Raw genomic sequence first — 19,673 nt, 5'->3', positions numbered from 1 at the left:
GATGGCCGGTCCACCGTTGCCGGTGCGTGACGGGTTGGGCCCCGATCGGCTTCGGATGCCGAGCGAGGGTGCCGCGCGCACGGTGCTCGGGTTCTTGCGCGACGCGCATCCGGAGGAGGATTGGCACGCCCGAGTCGCCGCGGGGGAGCTTGTCGACGAGCATGGACGGCCGGTCGATGAGCTGTCACGGTTCCAGCCGGGCCGGTTCGTGTACTTCTATCGGGAGCCACCGCCGGAGACTCCGGTGCCGTTCGAGGTGGAGGTGCTCTATCGAGGTGAGGGCCTGGTGGTGGTCGACAAGCCGCATTTCCTGTCGACGATCCCACGGGGTGCGCATATTCGGGAGACGGTGACGGTGCGGTTGCGGCGGGATCTGGATCTGCCGGATCTGGTGCCGGTGCATCGGCTCGATCGGATGACTGCCGGGGTGTTGTTGTGCACGAGTGATCCGGCATTGCGGCGTCCGTATCAGCGACTGTTCGAGCAGCAGCGGGTGCGCAAGGTGTACGAGGCGATTGGCGGGTATCGGCCCGAACTGGAGTTTCCGCGTACGGTGCGCACGCGGATCGTGAAGCGGCACGGTGAGTTGACGGCGGCGCAGGTGCCGGGGGAGCCGAATTCGGAGACGTTGATCGAGCTGGTGGAACGTCGTGGTGGGCGGGCTCGGTACCGGTTGTACCCGCGGACAGGTCGCACGCATCAACTGCGGTTGCATCTGATGTCGTTGGGTGTGCCGATCGAGGGGGACAATTTCTATCCGGTGTTCGTGCGCCGCGCGCCGGGGCAGTTCACCGAGCCGTTGCAGTTGTTGGCGCGCACGCTCGAGTTCACCGATCCGGTGAGTGGGCGGGTGCGTCGGTTCGACAGTGCGCGCGACTTGTCGTGGTGAGTGCAGTGGTGTCCTGATTGTGGGTGCGGGAGTGCGGCATGAAACAATCGGTTTCCGTGAAGACCTTCGAATCCCTGTTCGCCGAGCTGACCGAGCGTGCTGCGACCCGTCCTGAGGGTTCCGGCACTGTCGCTGCCTTGGACGCCGGTGTCCATGCGCAGGGCAAGAAGGTACTCGAGGAAGCCGGCGAGGTGTGGATCGCCGCCGAGTACCAGTCCGATGAGGAGCTCGCCGAGGAGATCTCGCAGCTGCTGTACTGGACGCAGGTGTTGATGGTGGGGCGTGGCCTGAAGCTCGAGGACGTCTACAAGCATCTGTGACGGGCGGTGGCTGCCGTTTCGGTGGTGGCGCTGTCCGTGCCTCGGATGTTGTCCTGATCGATTTCTTGCCCCCTTCTGTCCGAAAGGATTCTTTCCATGCTGCGCGTTGCAGTTCCGAACAAGGGTTCGTTGTCCGAGTCCGCGGCCGAGATTCTGCGGGAGGCCGGTTACCGCTGGCGTTCCGATTCTCGGGATCTGACCGTGATCGACCCGGTCAACGAGGTCGAATTCTTCTTCTTGCGTCCGAAGGACATCGCGATCTACGTCGGGTCGGGTGAGCTGGATTTGGGTATTACCGGCCGGGACCTGGCGGGGGATTCGGGTGCGCCGGTGACCGAGCGGTTGTCGTTGGGTTTCGGGCGGTCGCGGTTCCGGTATGCGGGGCCGAAGGATCGGGCGTGGAAGGTCGAGGATCTGCAGGGACTGCGGATCGCGACGTCGTACGCGAACCTGGTGCGTAAGGATCTGGCCGAGCGGGGGATCGAGGCGACGGTGATCCGGCTCGATGGTGCGGTGGAGATCTCGATTCAGCTCGGTGTCGCGGATGCGATTGCCGATGTAGTGGGGTCGGGTCGTACATTGCGGCAGCATGATTTGGTGGCATTCGGGGAGTCGCTGTGCGATTCGGAGGGTGTGCTGATCGAGCGGGAGGGCGCGGATCGAACTGATCGGGCCCGCAATCAGTTGATTGCTCGGCTCGAGGGTGTGGTGTTCGCGCAGCAGTACGTGATGATCGACTACGACTGCCCGAAGCACTTGCTCGATGCTGCGGTGAAGGTGACTCCGGGTCTGGAATCGCCGACGATCTCCCCGTTGGCGAATGATTATTCGGTGGCGGTGCGGGCGATGGTGCCGCGCAAGGGCCACAATGCGGTGATGGACCAGCTGGCGGAGATCGGTGCCCGCGCGATTCTGGCGTCGGATATCCGGTCGTGCCGTGCGATGCGGGGTGTCGCCGGGGAGTGAGGCGACGACCTCGGTGAGGTGATGTGACGGTGCGGTCTCGCGTCAGCGGGGCCGCACTTGCACGTTCTGGGTGATGCGTCCGAGTGGTCCGTGTTCGTCGTGGAGGACTCCGGCGGTCATGCCGATGCCGTCGGGGCCGATGGAGGTTTCGGCGGAGATGCCGGTCCATCGGCTCTCGGGTGCGTGGCTGTCGGGTGCGCGGAACAGGTGCACGGTCAGGTCGGTGTTGAGGAACAGCCAGTGGGCGGGGTCGAGTTTGGACCCGATGCCGTTGGCGACGTCGGCGACGGTGAAGAGCCGTTCGAGGGCTGTGAGGGTTTCTCCCGCAACGAGGTCGAGGCGGGCGCGGACCCAGGCGGCGGACGGTCCGGGCACTCCCAGCGGGGTGACGATGTGCCAGTCGAGGGTGTCGATGTAGCCGCCGAGACCGAACAGGGTCATGTCCGAGGGTTCGGCTGCGGGATCGAAGGGGGTGAGCGCCGGTTCGGAGGTGCGGGCGACGTCGGGGAGGTGCTGGGTCTGCAGCCGCCATCCGGTGCCGCGCGCAACGGCGCGGCTGGTGCCGTCGGGGGTGGTGGCCCACAGTTCGGCGACAACGAGTTCGATTTGTCGGCCGGGCCGGTCGATGCGGGTGCGGACTTCGAGGTCGGTCAGCGGTACGGGGCCGAGCAGGTCGATGCAGATGCGGGTCAGGCGGGTGTCTGGGCGGGGCCGGTGTCGTTCGAGGGCGCGGACGAGCAGCGCGGACGGGGGTGCGCCGTGTTGCAGGTCGGGACCCCAGGTGCTGACGGTGTGGCGAGTGGGCCGGAAGCACTCGATGTGGATGTCGCCCTCGAGTCGGTTTTCAGGTGTGGGGAGGGGCAGGTAGTAGGCGGTGTCGTGCACGCGGTGCGTCTCCAAGATCGTGTCGGGTGGGTGTCCGATGATGGCATGTGGGGTGTGTGTGGGGTCTCGAGTGGTGGCCTGGCAGGCTGGTGTGCGGCCTGGCACCGTGTCGGGTCTGGGCGTCACGGGCTGTGACGGTCGGCATGTAGGCGAAGGTGGCACGGCGATGGCAGTAGGCGGACTCGGGCGCAGCGGACCGTTCGAGGTGGGGGATCGGGTGCAGTTGACCGACGCCAAGGGCCGCAAGTACACGGTGGTGCTCGAGCCGGGTAAGGAGTTCCACACGCATCGCGGTGGGATTCTGCACGACGATCTGATCGGCACCGATGAGGGTGTGGTGGTGACGTCGACGAACGGCACTCCGTATCTGGCGTTGCGTCCGCTGCTGGTCGATTATGTGATGTCGATGCCGCGCGGGGCGCAGGTGATCTACCCGAAGGATGCCGCGCAGATCGTGCAGGAGGGTGACATCTTCCCCGGGGCGCGGGTGCTCGAGGCGGGTGCGGGGTCCGGGGCGTTGACGTGTTCGTTGTTGCGGGCGGTCGGGTCTACCGGCACGGTCATCTCGTATGAGGTGCGCGAGGATCATCTCGAGTACGCCGAGCGGAATGTGACGACGTTCTTCGGGCAGCGTCCGGAGAACTGGACGACGACGCTGGCGGATCTGGCGGACTACGACGTCGAGGCCCACGGCAAGGTCGACCGTGTGGTGCTGGACATGCTGGCGCCGTGGGATGTGCTCGAGACGGTGAAGAAGGCGTTGGTGCCCGGTGGGGTGCTGATCGTGTATGTGGCGACGACGACGCAGTTGTCGCGGGTGGTCGAGGCGTTGCGGGAGCAGACGTGCTGGACGGAACCGCGTTCGTGGGAGTCGATGGTGCGGGGCTGGCATGTGGTGGGGTTGGCGGTGCGTCCGGAGCATCGGATGCAGGGTCATACCGCGTTTCTGGTCAGTGCCCGCCGGTTGCAGGATGGGGTGCAGACCCCGAAGCCGCAACGGCGCCCCAGCAAGGGCTGAGCCGCCGCCGGGCGACGGGGTGCCGGCTCACTCGCAGGTGAGGCGACCCATTTCGAGGAGGGAACAGGTGCTGTCGTCGGCCAGGACCCAGGTGCCGTCGACCTCGGTGAAGGTCAGGGTCAGGGGTGCGCCGCCGTGCGGGCCGCCGACCTCGGTGGTGGCGGTGACGGTGGTGTCGTCGACGGTGGCGATGTCACCGACCGTGGCGGTCAGCGGGTAGCCGGTGAGTACTCCGTTGAACTGGGTGAGCACGTCGGTGCGGCTGTCGCCGTTCTCGATGACGGCGGCCTTGGCCTCGACGGGTGCGGCCGGGTCGAAGAACAGGTCCATCTGCGCCTGCAGTGTCTCTGCGGTGACGGGGGCTTCGCCGGCGGCGGCCGCACTGGTGGTCGCGGCGGCGCTTGTCGTGGCCTCTGCGCTGGTGGTCGTGGCTGCGGGCGTGTCGGTCGTGGTGTCGCTGTCCGAGGAGCAGGCGGGAAGCAGCGCGACGGCGACAACGGTCGCCGCGGCAGCCCAGAGGGTGCGGGTCTTCACAGAAGTGATCCTTTCGGGAACGAACAGTAACGGCACGAACGTCGAGATTAGGCAAGGCTAACAGTGTGGGGGCGTGGGGTGTCACCGTGCGCCCGTGACTGAGACGACACGCGTTCGCAACACCAGGATTTCGTGTCGCCACCCGCTTTCGGCGAACTGCCGGTAGCGTGGAATGACCAAGTGGAGGGAGTCGCACATGACCTCGTCAGAGAATCCGGACTCGGGTGCTGCCGCACGGGAACTCGAAGAACTGCGCGCCGAGGTGGTCGCCCTCCGGACCAGGCTCACCGAACCGTCCGACCGTGTCCGCGACCTCGAATCGAGGCTCGAGTCGGTCACGGTACGGAACGGGAAACTGCTCGAGACCCTCAAGGAGGCACGTCAGCAGTTGCTCACGCTGCGCGAGGAGGTCGATCGTCTCGGTCAACCGCCCAGCGGATACGGGGTGCTGCTCGAGGCATTCGAGGACAGCACCGTCGACGTGTTCACCTCGGGTCGCAAGATGCGGGTGGGGGTGTCACCGAATCTGGAGATCGACTCGTTCCGGACCGGGCAGACGGTGCGTCTGAACGAGGCATTGACGGTGGTCGAGGTCGGTGGGTTCGAACGCGTCGGCGAGATCACCACACTGCGCGAACTGCTCGACGACGGGCGCCGCGCGCTGGTGGTCGGGCACGCCGACGAGGAACGAGTGGTGTGGCTGTCGGCGCCGCTTGCGCAGATCGCGGCCCGCACTCTCGATTCGTCGGTCGAAGAGGTCACCGACGAGAACGGTGACCGGTTCACATTGCGGCCGGGTGATTCGTTGCTGGTCGACAGCAAGGCCGGGTACGCGTTCGAACGGATCCCGAAGGCCGAGGTCGAGGATCTGGTGCTCGAAGAGGTGCCGGATGTCGACTACGGCGATATCGGTGGTCTGGGTCGGCAGATCGAGCAGATTCGCGATGCGGTCGAGTTGCCGTTCCTGCACAAGGACCTGTTCCACGAGTATGCGCTGCGGCCGCCGAAAGGTGTGTTGCTGTACGGGCCGCCGGGGTGCGGAAAGACGCTCATCGCGAAGGCGGTCGCGAATTCGCTGGCGAAGAAGATCGCCGAGGCCCGCGGGGAGGATTCGAAGGAAGCCAAGTCTTTCTTCCTCAACATCAAGGGCCCGGAGTTGCTCAACAAGTTTGTCGGTGAAACTGAGCGGCACATCCGGATGATCTTCCAGCGCGCCAGGGAGAAGGCGTCCGAGGGTACCCCGGTGATCGTGTTCTTCGACGAGATGGATTCGATTTTCCGTACCCGCGGTTCGGGTGTGTCTTCGGACGTGGAGACGACGGTCGTGCCGCAGTTGCTCAGCGAGATCGATGGTGTGGAGGGCCTCGAGAACGTCATCGTCATCGGTGCGTCCAACCGTGAGGACATGATCGACCCGGCGATCCTGCGCCCCGGCCGGCTCGACGTGAAGATCAAGATCGAGCGCCCCGACGCGGAGGCGGCGCTGGACATCTTTTCGAAGTACCTGACCGAGCAGTTGCCGGTGCACGCCGATGACATCGCCGAGTTCGGGGGCGATCGGTCGGCGTGTGTGCGGGCGATGATCGAGCGGGTCGTCGATCGGATGTACGCCGAGTCGGAGGAGAACCGGTTCCTGGAGGTCACCTACGCGAACGGCGACAAGGAGGTCCTGTATTTCAAGGACTTCAACTCGGGCGCGATGATCCAGAACATCGTCGACCGCGCGAAGAAGTACGCGATCAAGGCGGTGCTGGACACGGGCACCAACGGTCTGCGGGTACAGCATCTGCTCGATTCGATCGTCGACGAGTTCGCCGAGAACGAGGATCTGCCCAACACCACCAACCCCGACGACTGGGCGCGGATCTCCGGGAAGAAGGGCGAGCGGATCGTGTACATCCGCACGCTGGTGACAGGCAAGAACGCGAGTACGAGTCGCGCGATCGACACCGAATCGAACACCGGCCAGTACCTGTAGCGGCAGCTACTCCGGCACAGGGGCGTGTCATGCCGTTGCCACGCGCATTGGCCCGAGCCAATCGGGTGGTCACCAACCGGATCGCGACGCCGGTGGCCCGGTATCTGCCGGGCACCGGCGTCGTCGAGCATCGCGGTCGCCGATCCGGGCGGCGGTACCGGACCCCGGTGTTGCTGTTCACCGACGGGCCGCGTTTCCGGGTGGCGTTGACGTACGGCACCGACACCGATTGGGTGCGCAATGTGCGGGTTGCCGGGGACGCGGTGATGCTCACCCGTGGTCGGCGAGTGCCGGTGTCCGAGCCGACGATCGGTGAGGACCCGCGCGCCGGGTGGGCGCCGTGGCCGGTCGCGGCGGTGCTGCGGTGGATCGATGCGCCGAGCTATCTGGATTGCGTGGCCTGCCGCGCTGGCGCGGACTCGTCGATCACCTAGTCTCGACGGTATGCAGCGGATCATCGGTATCGAGGTCGAGTACGGGATTTCGTCGCCCAGTGACCCCACAGCGAACCCCATCCTCACATCCACCCAGGCGGTGCTGGCGTATGCGGCGGCGGCAGGGGTGCCGCGCGCGAAGCGGACCCGCTGGGACTACGAGGTGGAGTCACCGTTGCGGGATGCCCGTGGCTTCGATCTGGGGCGTTTCAACGGGCCTGCCCCGGTGATCGATGCCGATGAGGTCGGCGCGGCCAACATGATCCTCACCAACGGGGCACGGCTGTATGTCGATCATGCGCATCCCGAATTCTCGGCGCCGGAGGTCACCGATCCACTCGATGCGGTGATCTGGGACAAGGCCGGCGAGCGGGTGATGGAGGCCGCAGCCAGGCACGTGTCGAGTGTGCCCGGGGCGCCGCGCCTGCAGTTGTACAAGAACAACGTCGACGGCAAGGGCGCCTCCTACGGCACGCACGAGAACTACCTGATGGCGCGGGACACTCCGTTCTCGGCGGTGGTGGCGGGCTTGACGCCGTTCTTCGCGTCACGGCAGGTGATCTGCGGGTCCGGGCGGGTGGGGATCGGCCAGTCCGGGGACGAACCCGGATTCCAGCTGTCGCAGCGCGCCGACTACATCGAGGTCGAGGTCGGGTTGGAGACCACCCTCAAGCGCGGCATCATCAATACCCGCGACGAACCGCACGCCGACCCCGACAAGTATCGGCGTCTGCATGTGATCATCGGTGACGCGAACCTGGCGGAGATGTCGACGTACCTGAAGGTCGGCACGACGGCGTTGGTGCTCGATCTCATCGAAGCGGGCATCGATCTGTCGGATCTGCAGTTGGCGCGGCCGGTCACCGCGGTGCACCACATCAGTCACGATCCGACGCTGCGCAAAACGGTGGCATTGTCCGATGGCCGGGAGGTCACGGGTTTGGCGTTGCAGCGGCTCTATCACGAGCGGGCCGCGAAGTTCCATGACGGCACCGACGATGCACGGGTCGTCGATGTGCTCGACAAGTGGGCGATGGTGCTCGATCTGCTCGAGCGGGACCCGATGGAATGCGCAGATCTGCTGGACTGGCCCGCGAAGCTGCGGCTGCTCGAAGGGTTCCGGCAGCGGGAGAGTCTGGCCTGGTCGGCGCCGCGGCTGCACATGGTGGATCTGCAGTATTCGGATGTGCGTCTCGACAAGGGGCTCTACAACCGGCTCGTGGCCCGCGGGTCGATGCAACGTCTGGTCACCGAACAACAGGTGCTCGATGCGGTACACACACCGCCGGCAGACACCCGCGCGTATTTCCGTGGTGAGTGTCTGCGCCGGTTCGGTGCTGATATCGCGGCGGCCTCGTGGGATTCGGTGATCTTCGATCTCGGCGGGGAATCGCTGGTACGGATTCCCACTCTCGAGCCGTTGCGGGGCAGCCGCGCGCATGTCGGGCAGTTGCTCGAGTCGGCGCAGTCGGCGGCGGAACTGGTCGATCAGCTCACGCACTGACCGTCGGATCCTGCCGCGGCAGTGCGGTGGTGGGCCGGCGACACGCGCCGGGACGCCACGCGCGGGGGCGTCTGCTCGGTAGTGTGGAGATCGATGTCGTGGCGTGCGGCCGGTCGCCGACCGGGGTCGTGTGCCACTCGAGTACAGGAGGAGGTCGCGGCTATGGCGCAGGAGCAGACCACACGCGGTGGCGGCGGAGACGACGACGAGGTGACCGGCGACGGCGGTGCGGGTCAGGAACGCCGCGAGAAGCTGGCCTCGGAGACCGACGATCTCCTCGATGAGATCGATGATGTGCTCGAGGAGAATGCGGAGGACTTCGTCCGGGCGTATGTGCAGAAGGGTGGCCAGTGACAGCGGACAGATCCTCGCTTCCTTACCGCGAGGTGCAGGGGCGCCTGCACCTCGCGTCACCTCTGTCGTCGTTCACCGACCACTTGCGGGCGTATGCGCCGGAGTTGTTGCCGGAGAACCGGTTCGCACGTGAGCTGGGCAGTGCCGGTGAGCTCGCACCGCACGGCACGACGATCGTGGCGGTCACGTTCGACGGTGGGGTGATTCTGGCCGGTGATCGGCGGGCCACGATGGGCAACATGATCGCGTCCCGGGACGTGGAGAAGGTGTTCGTCACCGACGCGTATTCGGCGGCGGGTATCGCCGGTACCGCGGGTTTGGCCGTGGAGATGGTGCGGTTGTTCGCGGTCGAGCTCGAGCATTACGAGAAGATCGAGGGTGTGTCGCTGACCTTCGACGGCAAAGCGAATCGGCTGGCGTCGATGGTGCGGGGCAATCTCGGTGCGGCCATGCAGGGTCTTGCGGTGGTGCCGTTGCTGGTCGGGTTCGATGTGGATGCAGCGGACCCGCGTCGGGCGGGGCGGATCGTGTCGTACGACGTGGTCGGGGGCCGCTACGAGGAACGCGCGGGGTATCACGCCGTGGGGTCCGGGTCGGTGTTCGCGAAGTCGGCGCTCAAGAAGCTCTATCGCGCCGACGCGGATGCGGCAGCGGCGCTGCGCATCGCTGTCGAGGCGTTGTACGACGCCGCCGATGATGATTCGGCTACCGGAGGTCCGGACACGACCCGCGGGATCTACCCGACTGCGGTGTCGGTCACCGCGGCGGGAGCGATGGTGGTCCCGGAAGCGGACCTGGCCGAGTTGGCGCAGGCAATCGTGGTCGACCGTACGGCAGGAGATGCCCGATGACGTTGCCGTATTACGCGTCCGCCGAGCAGATCATGCGGGATCGTTCGGAGTTGGCTCGTAAGGGCATTGCCCGGGGCCGCAGTGTGATCGCGTTGATCTACGCGGACGGTGTGGTGTTCGTGGCGGAGAATCCGTCGAAGGCGCTGCACAAGATCAGTGAATTGTACGACCGGCTCGGATTCGCTGCGGTCGGCAAGTACAACGAGTTCGAGGCGTTGCGGCGCTCCGGGATCATGCGCGCCGACATGCTCGGGTATTCGTACGATCGGCGTGATGTGACAGGTCGGTCGCTGGCGAATGCGTACGCGCAGACCCTCGGGACGATCTTCACCGATCAGCCGAAGCCGTACGAGGTGGAGATCTGTGTCGCGGAGGTCGGGCAGGCCGGCGACACCGGGTCGGCGCAGCTGTATCGCATCACCTATGACGGGTCGATCGTCGACGAGCCGCAGTTCGTGGTGATGGGGGGCAGCACCGAGCCGATCCTGGCGGCGGTCCGCGAGTCGTACCGTCCGGGTCTGGGATTGGCGGACGCTGTGCAGGTGGCGGTGTCTGCGCTGCAGAAGGGCACCTCCACGGGGTCGGACACTGCGGGCCGGGTCCTCGGTCGCGGTGAGCTGGAGGTAGCCGTGCTCGAGCGGTCCCGGCCACGGCGTGCGTTTCGCCGTATCTCCGGTGCCGCCCTCGACGCGCTGCTGCCCGCCGCGTCGCCCCCGGCGGCGACGCAGGACGCTCCGGACGCCGGGGACGGTACCGATCAGGGGACGAGCTGAGAATCCGGTAGCCGATACACGGTCAGTGCTGATGGCACCGCCTTCATCTCGAAGGCAGTGCCATCGGCGTTGACCTCACCGTCGGTGGCCGACGCGACCGGCGGACCGTCGAGGCGCACGGACACGGAGGTGACATCGCGCTGCCGGTAGACGCTGCTGGCCCCGAGGGTGCCCGTTGCTGCGGCGAACAACAGTCGAAGGCGGGACCAGCGTCGATCCGCGCGCAGGTAGCGCACATCGAGGGTGCCTGCGTCGAGCGCGATCCGGGACATGGGCACTTGGTCGGTGGGCCGGTAGCAGCCGTTGCCGGCAAACAGCAACCACAGTGCGGTCTCGGTGCCGTCCACGTGTGCTCGGATGGGAGCGGCGGTAGCGAGCACCGCGATCATCGCGGCGGCCGCTGCCGGCCATTTCCCGATGCGCGGCTCCCATGTTTCCCGGAGCCGCACCGCATCCGGGTAGCCGCCGAGACTGGCGGTATTGAGGAAGAGCCGGTCGCTGTGGCCTCGGGGACCGGTGATGGTGACCGTCCCGAGGTCGATGCGCGCTGCCTGGCCGCTGGTGACCGCGTGCGCGGTGTCAGCGGCGGTGCGGGCCCCGACGTCCACCGCGAAATGGTTGAGGGTGCCGCCGGGGAAGACCGCAAGTGGCAGTGCATGGCGGTGCGCGGCGGCGGCGACTGTCGCGACGGTGCCGTCCCCGCCACACACCCCCACCGCCGAGGGGTGAGCCTCGGCGATGAGCCGGTCGAGGTGCGGACCGAGGTCGGTGTCGGGGTCGAGCAGTTCGATGCGCGCCCGGGGGAGCAGATCGGCCAAGGCTGCGGCGGTGGCGTCGCTGCTGCCCGACCGTGGGTTGACCACCACCAGCAGTCCGCGACCGTCGGGCAGGGCAGGGGCGTCAGCGGCGGTGTCGGCGCGGGCAGGTTCGTCCGCGCGCACCGCCCACCAGCGGCGGGTGGACAGCGCGACCGCGGCGCCGACGACAGCGCCGACGGCCACGTCGCCGGGCCAATGCACCCCGGTGTGCACGCGCGAATAGGCGACGGCGGCCGCGAGGGGGGCCAGTGCCGCGCCCGCGGCCGGTGATTCCAGGGCGACGCCCGTGACGAATGCTGCCGCAGAGGCGGAATGTCCGGACGGGAACGACGAGGACGTCGGGATCGGCACGAGACGCCGCGCGAATCGCGGGTCGGTGCGGGCCGGTGGTCGTCGGCGTGGCAACAGTGGTTTGAGGAGGCCGTTGGCCAGGGCGCTGGCCCCGGCCACGGATGCCAATCCGCGGACCGCGCCGCGGCGGACACGACCGCCGCACAGGACGCACAGGGCGGCGCAGCCCATCCACAGCACACTGTGGTCGGCGCTGCGGGTGAGCCGCCGGAAAAGCGGGTCGACGGCCGTGGGGACACGGTCGGTGAGCGCGAAGAGCGCATGGTCGGCTTCGCGGGCGCGTCGACGGAAGGTCACAGCTGGGAACTCTAGATGCGTTGCGCCCCCTCGGTGTTGTGTGTGCGCGGTACTGTCGAAGTGTGCAGCGACGAATCATGGGTATCGAGACGGAGTTCGGCGTCACGTGCACCTTCCACGGGCATCGCAGGTTGAGCCCGGACGAGGTGGCCCGCTATCTGTTCCGGCGGGTGGTGTCGTGGGGTCGCAGCTCGAATGTGTTCCTTCGGAACGGGGCACGCCTGTATCTCGATGTGGGTTCCCACCCGGAGTACGCGACTGCCGAGTGCGACGATCTGCTTCAGTTGGTGGAGCACGATCATGCGGGGGAGCGGGTGCTCGAGGATCTGCTCGTCGATGCGGAGGAACGTCTCGCCGAGGAAGGTATCGGCGGCGACATCTACCTGTTCAAGAACAACACCGATTCGGCCGGGAATTCGTACGGGTGTCACGAGAATTTCTTGGTGGCCCGCGTCGGGGAGTTCTCGCGGATCTCCGATGTGTTGTTGCCGTTCCTGGTGACACGGCAGTTGATCTGCGGGGCCGGGAAGGTACTGCAGACACCGAAGGCGGCCACGTTCTGTTTGTCGCAGCGTGCCGAACACATCTGGGAAGGGGTGTCGTCGGCAACGACGCGGTCGCGGCCGATCATCAACACCCGCGACGAGCCACACGCCGATGCCGAGAAGTATCGCCGGCTGCATGTGATCGTGGGCGATTCGAACATGTCGGAAACCACGACGATGCTCAAGGTGGGGTCGGCGTCGTTGGTGCTCGAGATGATCGAGGCCGGGATCTCGTTCCGCGATTTCGCGTTGGACAATCCGATTCGTGCGATCCGGGAGGTCAGTCACGATATGACCGGGCGGCGCCCGGTGCGTCTGGCCGGCGGGCGGCAGGCCAGCGCTCTCGACATTCAACGCGAATACCATGCGCGGGCGGTGGAGTATCTGCGGCACCGCGAGCCGGACGCGCATGTGGCGCAGGTGGTGGACCTGTGGGGTCGAGTGCTCGATGCCGTCGAATCGCAGGATTTCGCGAAAGTCGACACCGAGGTCGATTGGGTGATCAAACGTAAACTGTTCCAGCGGTACCAGGATCGCTACAGCATGGAGTTGTCGGATCCGAAGATCGCGCAGCTGGATCTGGCGTATCACGACATCAAACGCGGTCGTGGTGTGTTCGACCTGTTACAGCGCAAAGGATTGGCGACACGGTTGACCACCGACGAGGCGGTGGATCGGGCGGTGGAGACGCCGCCGCAGACCACCCGCGCGAAGTTGCGTGGCGACTTCATCGCGGCGGCGCAGGAGGCGGGCCGCGATTTCACCGTCGACTGGGTACACCTCAAGCTCAATGATCAGGCGCAGCGCACCGTGTTGTGCAAGGACCCGTTCCGGTCCGTCGACGAACGGGTCGAGCGGCTCATCGCTTCGATGTAGCGGCACTCGCGACCACCTGCAGGGCGGTTGCTCCGCCCGCGCGTCCCGGCCATGGTGGGATGGGCGCGGGGCGACCGGACGCCGGGGGCATTAGGGTTGGCCCGTGGCGATCTCGAAAGTCGAACGGTTGGTCAACCTGGTCATCGCGTTGCTGTCGACCCGTCAGTTCCTCACCGCGGAGAAGATCCGGGCGTCGGTGGCGGGCTACGCGGAGTGCGCGAGCGACGAGGCGTTCAGCCGCATGTTCGAACGCGACAAGAATGAACTCCGCGACCTCGGGATTCCCCTCGAGACAGGGTTGGCGTCGCGGTATTCGACGGTCGAGGGCTATCGGATCAACCGGGACGCCTACGCGTTGCCGGAGATCGACTTGAGCCGGGAAGAGACCGCGGCGGTCGCGGTCGCTGCCGCGTTGTGGGAATCACCGGAGTTGACGTCGGCGGCGCAGGGCGCGTTGCTCAAGTTGCGGGCCGCGGGAGTGCAGGTCGACGCCGACCCGGCGGGCACGGTCGCGACGATCCCGGCGCGGGCCCGCGGCTCCGAACCGGCCTTGCAGAAGTTGCTCGCTGCGATCGACGAGCGGCAGGCCGTGCAGTTCGAGCATCGCAGCGCGCCCACCGACCCGTGGACACTGCGCACGGTCGAGCCGTGGGGTGTGGTGACGGTGCACGGCCGCTGGTACCTGGTGGGGCACGACCGGGACCGGGACGCGATTCGCACCTTCCGTCTGTCGCGGATCTCCGATGAGGTCACTGTGGTCGGTGCGTCGGGTGCGGTGCAGATCCCCGAGCAGGTGGATCTGCGGGCCCGGGTGCTTGCCGCGACCCGCCCCGGCGATGTGACCGGGACGGCGCGGGTGTGGGTGGCTGCCGGGCGCGCATACGAGGTACGCCGACTCGGCCGTGACGTGGGTTCTCGACAGGTCGGTGGTCGCGCAGGCAGTGTGGTCGAGGTGCCGCTGCGCGCCGGAGCCTGGATCGCCCGTACCCTCGCGGGGCAGGGCGCCGACGCGTTGGTGCTCGACCCACCCGAGTTGCGCGACGAGGTCCGCCGGATCCTGACACAGGTTGCGGCAGGTGAAGCGACAGTAGCCGGCGAGAGCGCGGGCGAGGAGACGGTGGGGGAGGAACAGCGGTGAGCAGTACTCGACTGGCGGGGCGATTGACCCGCCTGCTGAATCTGGTGCCGTATTTCACTGCGCGCCCCGGGATCAGCGCGGCCGCTGCCGCCCGTGATCTGGGGGTCACCCCGAAACAGATCATGGACGATCTCAATCAGCTGTGGGTGTGCGGGCTGCCCGGCTACGGTCCCGGCGATCTGATCGACCTGTCGTTCTCCGAGGAAAGCATCGTGGTGACCTTCACCGCGGGTATCGACCGGCCACTGCGGTTGACCTCCACCGAGGCGACGGTGCTGCTCGTGGCACTGCGGTCGTTGCTCGAGATGCCCGGAGTGGTCGATCCGACGGCGGCGCAGAGCGCCATCGCCAAGATCGAGGCCGCCGCCGGAAGCGCTGCGGCCGGACCCGAGACCGCGATCGCCCCGGTTCCCGACGATCCCGTCGCGGCGCGGGTGCGGGATGCAGTCCGGGACAGGCGAGCGGTCCATCTGACCTACTATTCGGCGTCCCGCGACACCGTCTCCGAACGCGACGTCGATCCGATCCGCATCGTGCTCGTCGACGAACACACCTATCTGCAGGCGTGGTGCCGCACGGCTGAAGGGGTGCGGCTGTTCCGCTTCGACCGGATCGACGAGGCACGGGTCCTCGACGAACCCGCACGACCCCCGCAGCAGTCACTCGACGTCGACGAGCACCTCGAGTTGTTCGCGGGAGATCCCTCCCTTCCGGCCGCACGGTTGCGGATCGCCCCGTCCTACTCTTGGCTGCTCGACTACTATCCGCTCACCGACGCGGTGGTGCTTCCCGACGGCAGTTGCGAGGCGGTGTTGCGGTTCGCGTCGCCGGAGTGGCTGGTGCGTCTGGTGGTGGGGCTCGGCGCGGGCGTGACCGTGCTCGGTCCGGGTCCTCTGCGTGACGCGGTCCGGGAGCGGGCGGTGACCGCGCTCGACGCCTACGCCGCGCTCGGTGACGCCCCCTCGGTGTGACTCACAGAACCACCGCGGGAATGACACGACCGCGATGTGAACGCTGTGCAAACACTGCGTCGAACAGTGTTCTCGGGACCGCCGATGTACTGCTGTCCGGTAGCATCGTGCAGAGCCAATCAGTGGAGGTTGTAAATGGGTGCAATGAGCCCGTGGCACTGGGCCATCGTCGCGTTGGTGGTCATCATCTTGTTCGGCTCGAAGAAGCTGCCGGATGCCGCGCGCGGTCTGGGCCGTTCGCTCCGGATCTTCAAGAGTGAGGTCAAGGAGATGCAGAACGACGACGCTCCGACGCCCGCTCAGCCGACGCCGAACCCGTTGCCGGCGCCGACGGTGACCGAGCCGACCCAGGTGTCGGCCCAGAATGTGACGCAGCCCGACCAGCGGTCGGCCTGATCGACTTCTCCCCACCGGGGCACCCGCCGGGTGTCCCGGTTTCCGCTGACCCAGTGCCCCCACCGCGGTGGTGGCCCTGACAGGAGCTGAGACCCGCACCGTGCGAATCCCGTTCGATCCACGCCGCAGTCGGCGCAAGACAAACCCCGACGGCAACATGTCGCTGGTCGAGCATCTCTACGAGCTGCGCACGCGGTTACTCATCGCCGTTGCCGCGGTGATCGTGACTACCATCGTCGGGTTCTTCTGGTACAGCCACGGCCCGTTCGGCACGTCGAGTCTCGGTGCGATCCTGCTCGATCCGTACTGTTCGCTGCCCGCGTCCGCGCGCGCCGATTTCAGCAGTGACGGCGGATGCTATCTGCTGGCCACCGGCCCGTTCGAACAATTCATGCTGCGATTGAAGGTCGCGGCCACCGCCGGTGTGGTGCTCGCCTGCCCGGTGTGGCTCTACCAACTGTGGGCGTTCATCACCCCCGGTCTCTACGCGAAGGAACGCCGGTATGCCGTCGGGTTCGTCACTTCCGGCGCGGCGTTGTTCGTCGCCGGTGCGGTCCTGGCGTATCTGGTCGTCACCCACGCGTTGTCGTTCCTGTTGACCGTCGGCAACGATGTGCAGGTCACCGCGCTGTCCGGTTCCGAGTACTTCGGATTCATGATCAACCTGCTGGTGATCTTCGGGGTGTCGTTCGAGATTCCGTTGGTGCTCGTCGCACTCAACGCGGTGGGGATGCTGTCGTACGAGAAGCTCAAGGCGTGGCGGCGTGGCCTGATCATGGCGGTGTTCGTGTTCGCGGCGATCGCCACCCCCGGACAGGACCCGTTCTCGATGTTGGCGTTGGCGTTGGCGTTGACGCTCCTGGTCGAGTTCTCCATCCAGATCGCGCGCCTGAACGACAGGCGCCGCGCCCGCAAGGCCCGGGACGAAGGCTGGGGCGACCTCGACGACGAGGAAAGTTCGTCCATTGCGGCCCCGACCCCGGTCGAGAAACCGACCCCGGCCGCCCCCGACTATTCCGACACCCTGTGATGGACACCCCCGACAGGTCGCCGGCCGAGGCCGCGCCCCAGTTGACGATGTTCGCGTCCGGCCTGCCGTTCCCCCTCGATCCGTTCCAGCAGCAGGCATGCCGCGCGCTCGAGGGCGGGCACTCGGTGTTGGTGTGCGCCCCCACCGGCGCGGGCAAGACCGTCGTCGGGGAGTTCGCGGTGCACCTGGCAATCCAGGCCGGCACAAAATGCTTCTATACCACCCCGATCAAGGCGCTGAGCAACCAGAAATACGCCGACCTGTGCGCCCGGCACGGTAAGGAACAGGTGGGGTTGCTCACCGGCGACCAGTCGATCAATCCGAACGCGCCGGTGGTGGTGATGACCACCGAGGTCCTGCGCAACATGCTGTATGCGTCGTCGCCGACCCTGATCGGGCTCAGCCACGTGGTGATGGACGAAGTTCATTTCCTCGCCGACCGATTCCGAGGTGCGGTGTGGGAAGAGGTGATCCTGCACCTGCCCGACGATGTGCGGCTGGTGAGCCTGTCCGCGACGGTGTCCAACGCCGAGGAGTTCGGTGACTGGATGACCACGGTGCGAGGCGACACGGCGGTCGTCGTCGACGAGGTGCGCCCCATCCCGTTGCATCAGCACATGATGGTCGGGCCCCGCCTCTACGACCTGTTCGATACCCGCGCCGAACCCACCGATATTCCCGCAGCAGAGCGACGCCGCGGGGTCGTGGTGGATCCGGAACTGGCAGCCCAGGTACGGCGCCGCGCAAGCATCGACGGCGATCGGTGGCAGGCGCGCGGACGCAGCACCTTCCGGCCGATTCCCCGACCCGATGTGATCGTCCGCCTCGACGCCGAAGGGTTGCTGCCCGCGATCACCTTCGTGTTCTCCCGCGCCGGCTGCGACGCCGCGGTGTCCCAGTGCCTGCGGTCCGGGTTGCATCTGACCACCGACGACGAGGCCGCCGAGATCCGGCGGATCGTCACCGAACACACCCGCGAGTTGCCGCGCGCCGACCTCGAGGTGTTGGGGTTCGCGTCGTGGCGCACCGCCCTCGAGCGCGGTATCGCCGCGCATCACGCGGGAATGTTGCCTGCGTTCCGGCACACCGTCGAAGAACTGTTCGTGCGCGGTCTGGTGCGGGCGGTGTTCGCCACCGAAACCCTCGCCTTGGGCATCAACATGCCCGCCCGCACGGTGGTGCTCGAACGGTTGGTCAAGTACAACGGGGAAACCCACGCGGAACTGACCCCCGGCGAGTACACGCAGCTCACCGGGCGGGCCGGCCGTCGCGGTATCGACGTCGAGGGCCACGCGGTGGTGTTGTGGCAGCCGGGTGTGGAGCCGGCCGCTGTCGCGGGGCTGGCCTCGACGCGTACCTTCCCGCTGCGCAGTTCGTTCCGCCCGTCGTACAACATGGCGGTCAACCTGATCGATGCGGTCGGGGTGGCGCGGTCCCGCGCGCTGCTCGAGATGTCGTTCGCGCAGTTCCAGGCCGACAAGTCGGTCGTCGGCGCCACCCGCGGCATCGAACGCAACGAGAAGCAGCTGGCGAAGATGCGCGAGCAGCTCGGCGGCGCCGACAGCGAGATCTTCGATTACGTGCGGTTACGGGCCGATCTGACCGACGCCGAGCGACAGCACGAACGGAAGAAGCGGCAGGATCGGCGGCAGGCGTCGGTCGCGTCGCTGGTGGCGTTGCGCCCCGGGGAGATCGTCGCGGTTCCGGCGGGGCGGCGCACCGGGCTGGCGGTGATCATCGACCCGGATCATGATGTCACCGATCCACGTCCCTACGTGGTGACCGCCAACGGCTGGGCGGGGCGGCTCTCGGCGGGAGACTTCCCCACCCCCGCGGTCGTGGTGGGACGCTTGAAGTTGCCGCGGCACGCCGATCCGCGGACCGGGCGCGGCAGGCGGGACATCTCGTCGGCGTTGCGGTCGAAGGGTCTGGTGCCTCCGCGTCGAGCGAAACGGTCCCGCAGCGGCGGCGACACCCGCGAGATCGACGCGTTGCGCCGCGCGCTGCGCACGCATCCGGCGCGGGCGAACCCGGAGGTGGAGGCGTTGGCGCGGGTCGGGGAACGCTACAACCGGCTGTTGCGCGACACCGAGCATCAGCGACGCAAGACGGCGGCGACCACCGATTCGTTGGCGCGCACGTTCGAGCGGATCGTGTTGTTGCTGTCGGAGCGCGGCTACCTGACCGGTGGGGACGATCCGGCGACGACCGAGGCGGGGGAACGGCTCGCCCGGATCTACACCGAATCGGATCTGTTGGTCGCCGAGTGTCTGCGTACCGGGGTGTGGGCGGGGCTGTCGCCGGCGGAGCTCGCCGCGGTCGTCTCGACGGTGATCTTCGAGTCCCGTGGCGATGATGTGCCGGAGGTGCGGGGCCCCACCGGCCCGATCCGGCGGGCGTTGGCCGACACGGTACAGCTGTGTGACATGCTGCGGGCCGATGAGCTGCGTCATCGGTTGCCGACGACCCGCGAACCGGATTTCGGGTTCGTCTCTGCTGCCTACACTTGGGCGGGTACCGCGTCTTTGACCGAGTCGCTGTTGGCGGCCGTCGCCGCGGGCAGTGAACTCTCTCCCGGTGACTTCGTGCGGTGGTGCCGACAGTTGATCGATCTGCTCGATCAGATTCGCACGACCGCGCAGGATCCGGCGTTGGCGAAGGCGGCGGGACGGGCGGTCGGCGCGATCCGTCGCGGGGTTGTGGCCGTCGATGCGACCGCGGCATGAGTGCCCAGGCTGCCGGGGC

At 67.2% G+C, this 19,673-nt stretch carries 19 protein-coding genes; 16 read left to right on the top strand and 3 right to left on the bottom strand.

From position 1 onward, the window contains the following. The first annotated feature begins 1 nt into the window (after position 1). From HCA61_RS21600 to hisG, 3 genes are all read left to right on the top strand, one after another. Complete coding sequence (locus HCA61_RS21600; protein WP_169690243.1) at positions 2-889, top strand: pseudouridine synthase; 888 nt, start codon at positions 2-4, stop codon at positions 887-889. Positions 890-927: 38 nt separating this feature from the next. Continuing rightward, positions 928-1,209: a phosphoribosyl-ATP diphosphatase gene (locus HCA61_RS21595; protein ID WP_199233311.1), complete on the top strand. Its 282-nt coding sequence runs from the start codon at positions 928-930 to the stop codon at positions 1,207-1,209. Between the two features lie 96 nt (positions 1,210-1,305). Beyond that, positions 1,306-2,175: an ATP phosphoribosyltransferase gene (hisG, locus tag HCA61_RS21590; protein ID WP_169690242.1), complete on the top strand. Its 870-nt coding sequence runs from the start codon at positions 1,306-1,308 to the stop codon at positions 2,173-2,175. Positions 2,176-2,217: 42 nt separating this feature from the next. On the opposite strand, the gene HCA61_RS21585 is transcribed toward hisG, so the two are convergent. Continuing rightward, the gene (locus HCA61_RS21585) at positions 2,218-3,039 is read right to left on the bottom strand and encodes a thioesterase family protein (protein ID WP_206040443.1); all 822 of its coding nucleotides are present in this window, start codon (positions 3,037-3,039) and stop codon (positions 2,218-2,220) included. Between the two features lie 187 nt (positions 3,040-3,226). On the opposite strand from HCA61_RS21585, the gene HCA61_RS21580 reads away from it, so the two are divergent. Beyond that, positions 3,227-4,078, top strand: coding sequence for a tRNA (adenine-N1)-methyltransferase (locus tag HCA61_RS21580; RefSeq protein ID WP_169690240.1), 852 nt, complete (start codon positions 3,227-3,229; stop codon positions 4,076-4,078). Positions 4,079-4,105: 27 nt separating this feature from the next. On the opposite strand, the gene HCA61_RS21575 is transcribed toward HCA61_RS21580, so the two are convergent. Then, a complete protein-coding gene (locus HCA61_RS21575; protein ID WP_169690239.1) occupies positions 4,106-4,612 on the bottom strand; it encodes a nuclear transport factor 2 family protein in 507 nt (168 codons plus the stop codon). A 196-nt stretch (positions 4,613-4,808) separates the two neighbouring features. On the opposite strand from HCA61_RS21575, the gene arc reads away from it, so the two are divergent. The 6 genes from arc (at position 4,809) to prcA (ending at position 10,506) form a co-directional block, all read left to right on the top strand. After that, positions 4,809-6,590: a proteasome ATPase gene (arc, locus tag HCA61_RS21570; protein WP_169690238.1), complete on the top strand. Its 1,782-nt coding sequence runs from the start codon at positions 4,809-4,811 to the stop codon at positions 6,588-6,590. A gap of 29 nt (positions 6,591-6,619) precedes the next feature. Continuing rightward, positions 6,620-7,024, top strand: a complete 405-nt coding sequence (locus tag HCA61_RS21565; protein ID WP_169690237.1) for a nitroreductase/quinone reductase family protein — start codon at positions 6,620-6,622, stop codon at positions 7,022-7,024. Between the two features lie 10 nt (positions 7,025-7,034). Continuing rightward, positions 7,035-8,528 (top strand): depupylase/deamidase Dop, encoded by a 1,494-nt coding sequence (gene dop, locus HCA61_RS21560; RefSeq protein WP_169690236.1) that lies wholly within the window; start codon positions 7,035-7,037, stop codon positions 8,526-8,528. A gap of 162 nt (positions 8,529-8,690) precedes the next feature. Beyond that, positions 8,691-8,882, top strand: coding sequence for a ubiquitin-like protein Pup (locus HCA61_RS21555; protein ID WP_169690235.1), 192 nt, complete (start codon positions 8,691-8,693; stop codon positions 8,880-8,882). After that, positions 8,879-9,733 (top strand): proteasome subunit beta, encoded by an 855-nt coding sequence (prcB, locus tag HCA61_RS21550; protein ID WP_169690234.1) that lies wholly within the window; start codon positions 8,879-8,881, stop codon positions 9,731-9,733. Before HCA61_RS21555 ends, prcB begins: the two co-directional genes overlap by 4 nt. Continuing rightward, positions 9,730-10,506 carry a proteasome subunit alpha gene (gene prcA / locus HCA61_RS21545; RefSeq protein ID WP_169690233.1) on the top strand — a complete coding sequence of 259 codons (777 nt, stop codon included), beginning with the start codon at positions 9,730-9,732 and terminating at the stop codon, positions 10,504-10,506. The genes prcB and prcA overlap by 4 nt, the downstream gene beginning before the upstream one ends. On the opposite strand, the gene HCA61_RS21540 is transcribed toward prcA, so the two are convergent. Further along, positions 10,491-11,972, bottom strand: a complete 1,482-nt coding sequence (locus HCA61_RS21540) for a phosphatase PAP2 family protein (protein ID WP_346777620.1) — start codon at positions 11,970-11,972, stop codon at positions 10,491-10,493. The two genes, prcA and HCA61_RS21540, sit on opposite strands and share 16 nt — an antisense overlap. A gap of 62 nt (positions 11,973-12,034) precedes the next feature. Between HCA61_RS21540 and pafA the strand changes: the two genes are divergently transcribed. The 6 genes from pafA (at position 12,035) to HCA61_RS21510 (ending at position 19,654) form a co-directional block, all read left to right on the top strand. Next, positions 12,035-13,393, top strand: a complete 1,359-nt coding sequence (gene pafA / locus HCA61_RS21535) for a Pup--protein ligase (RefSeq protein WP_247274769.1) — start codon at positions 12,035-12,037, stop codon at positions 13,391-13,393. Positions 13,394-13,496: 103 nt separating this feature from the next. Beyond that, positions 13,497-14,531, top strand: a complete 1,035-nt coding sequence (locus HCA61_RS21530) for a YafY family protein (protein ID WP_169690232.1) — start codon at positions 13,497-13,499, stop codon at positions 14,529-14,531. Next, entirely contained in the window at positions 14,528-15,502 is a 975-nt protein-coding gene (locus tag HCA61_RS21525) for a YafY family protein (RefSeq protein ID WP_169690231.1), read from the top strand. Before HCA61_RS21530 ends, HCA61_RS21525 begins: the two co-directional genes overlap by 4 nt. 135 nt (positions 15,503-15,637) lie before the next feature. Next, the gene (gene tatA, locus HCA61_RS21520; protein WP_169690230.1) at positions 15,638-15,898 is read left to right on the top strand and encodes a Sec-independent protein translocase subunit TatA; all 261 of its coding nucleotides are present in this window, start codon (positions 15,638-15,640) and stop codon (positions 15,896-15,898) included. Between the two features lie 100 nt (positions 15,899-15,998). Then, positions 15,999-16,928, top strand: coding sequence for a twin-arginine translocase subunit TatC (gene tatC, locus HCA61_RS21515; RefSeq protein WP_169690229.1), 930 nt, complete (start codon positions 15,999-16,001; stop codon positions 16,926-16,928). Then, positions 16,928-19,654: a DEAD/DEAH box helicase gene (locus HCA61_RS21510; protein WP_169690228.1), complete on the top strand. Its 2,727-nt coding sequence runs from the start codon at positions 16,928-16,930 to the stop codon at positions 19,652-19,654. The genes tatC and HCA61_RS21510 overlap by 1 nt, the downstream gene beginning before the upstream one ends. The last annotated feature ends 19 nt before the right edge of the window (positions 19,655-19,673 follow it).

Origin of the sequence: Rhodococcus sp. HNM0563 (genome assembly GCF_012726195.1) — a bacterium.
GTDB lineage: Bacteria > Actinomycetota > Actinomycetes > Mycobacteriales > Mycobacteriaceae > Rhodococcus.
This window is presented reverse-complemented; position numbering and strand designations above follow the sequence as displayed.

What these genes read in the sequence shown, in the direction of transcription:
- HCA61_RS21600 (WP_169690243.1), top strand. Translation starts at nt 2, where the DNA reads ATGGCCGGTCCACCGTTGCCGGTGCGTGACGGGTTGGGCCCCGATCGG.
- HCA61_RS21595 (WP_199233311.1), top strand. Translation starts at nt 928, where the DNA reads ATGAAACAATCGGTTTCCGTGAAGACCTTCGAATCCCTGTTCGCCGAG.
- hisG (WP_169690242.1), top strand. Translation starts at nt 1,306, where the DNA reads ATGCTGCGCGTTGCAGTTCCGAACAAGGGTTCGTTGTCCGAGTCCGCG.
- HCA61_RS21580 (WP_169690240.1), top strand. Translation starts at nt 3,227, where the DNA reads ATGGCAGTAGGCGGACTCGGGCGCAGCGGACCGTTCGAGGTGGGGGAT.
- arc (WP_169690238.1), top strand. Translation starts at nt 4,809, where the DNA reads ATGACCTCGTCAGAGAATCCGGACTCGGGTGCTGCCGCACGGGAACTC.
- HCA61_RS21565 (WP_169690237.1), top strand. Translation starts at nt 6,620, where the DNA reads ATGCCGTTGCCACGCGCATTGGCCCGAGCCAATCGGGTGGTCACCAAC.
- dop (WP_169690236.1), top strand. Translation starts at nt 7,035, where the DNA reads ATGCAGCGGATCATCGGTATCGAGGTCGAGTACGGGATTTCGTCGCCC.
- HCA61_RS21555 (WP_169690235.1), top strand. Translation starts at nt 8,691, where the DNA reads ATGGCGCAGGAGCAGACCACACGCGGTGGCGGCGGAGACGACGACGAG.
- prcA (WP_169690233.1), top strand. Translation starts at nt 9,730, where the DNA reads ATGACGTTGCCGTATTACGCGTCCGCCGAGCAGATCATGCGGGATCGT.
- tatA (WP_169690230.1), top strand. Translation starts at nt 15,638, where the DNA reads ATGGGTGCAATGAGCCCGTGGCACTGGGCCATCGTCGCGTTGGTGGTC.
- HCA61_RS21510 (WP_169690228.1), top strand. Translation starts at nt 16,928, where the DNA reads ATGGACACCCCCGACAGGTCGCCGGCCGAGGCCGCGCCCCAGTTGACG.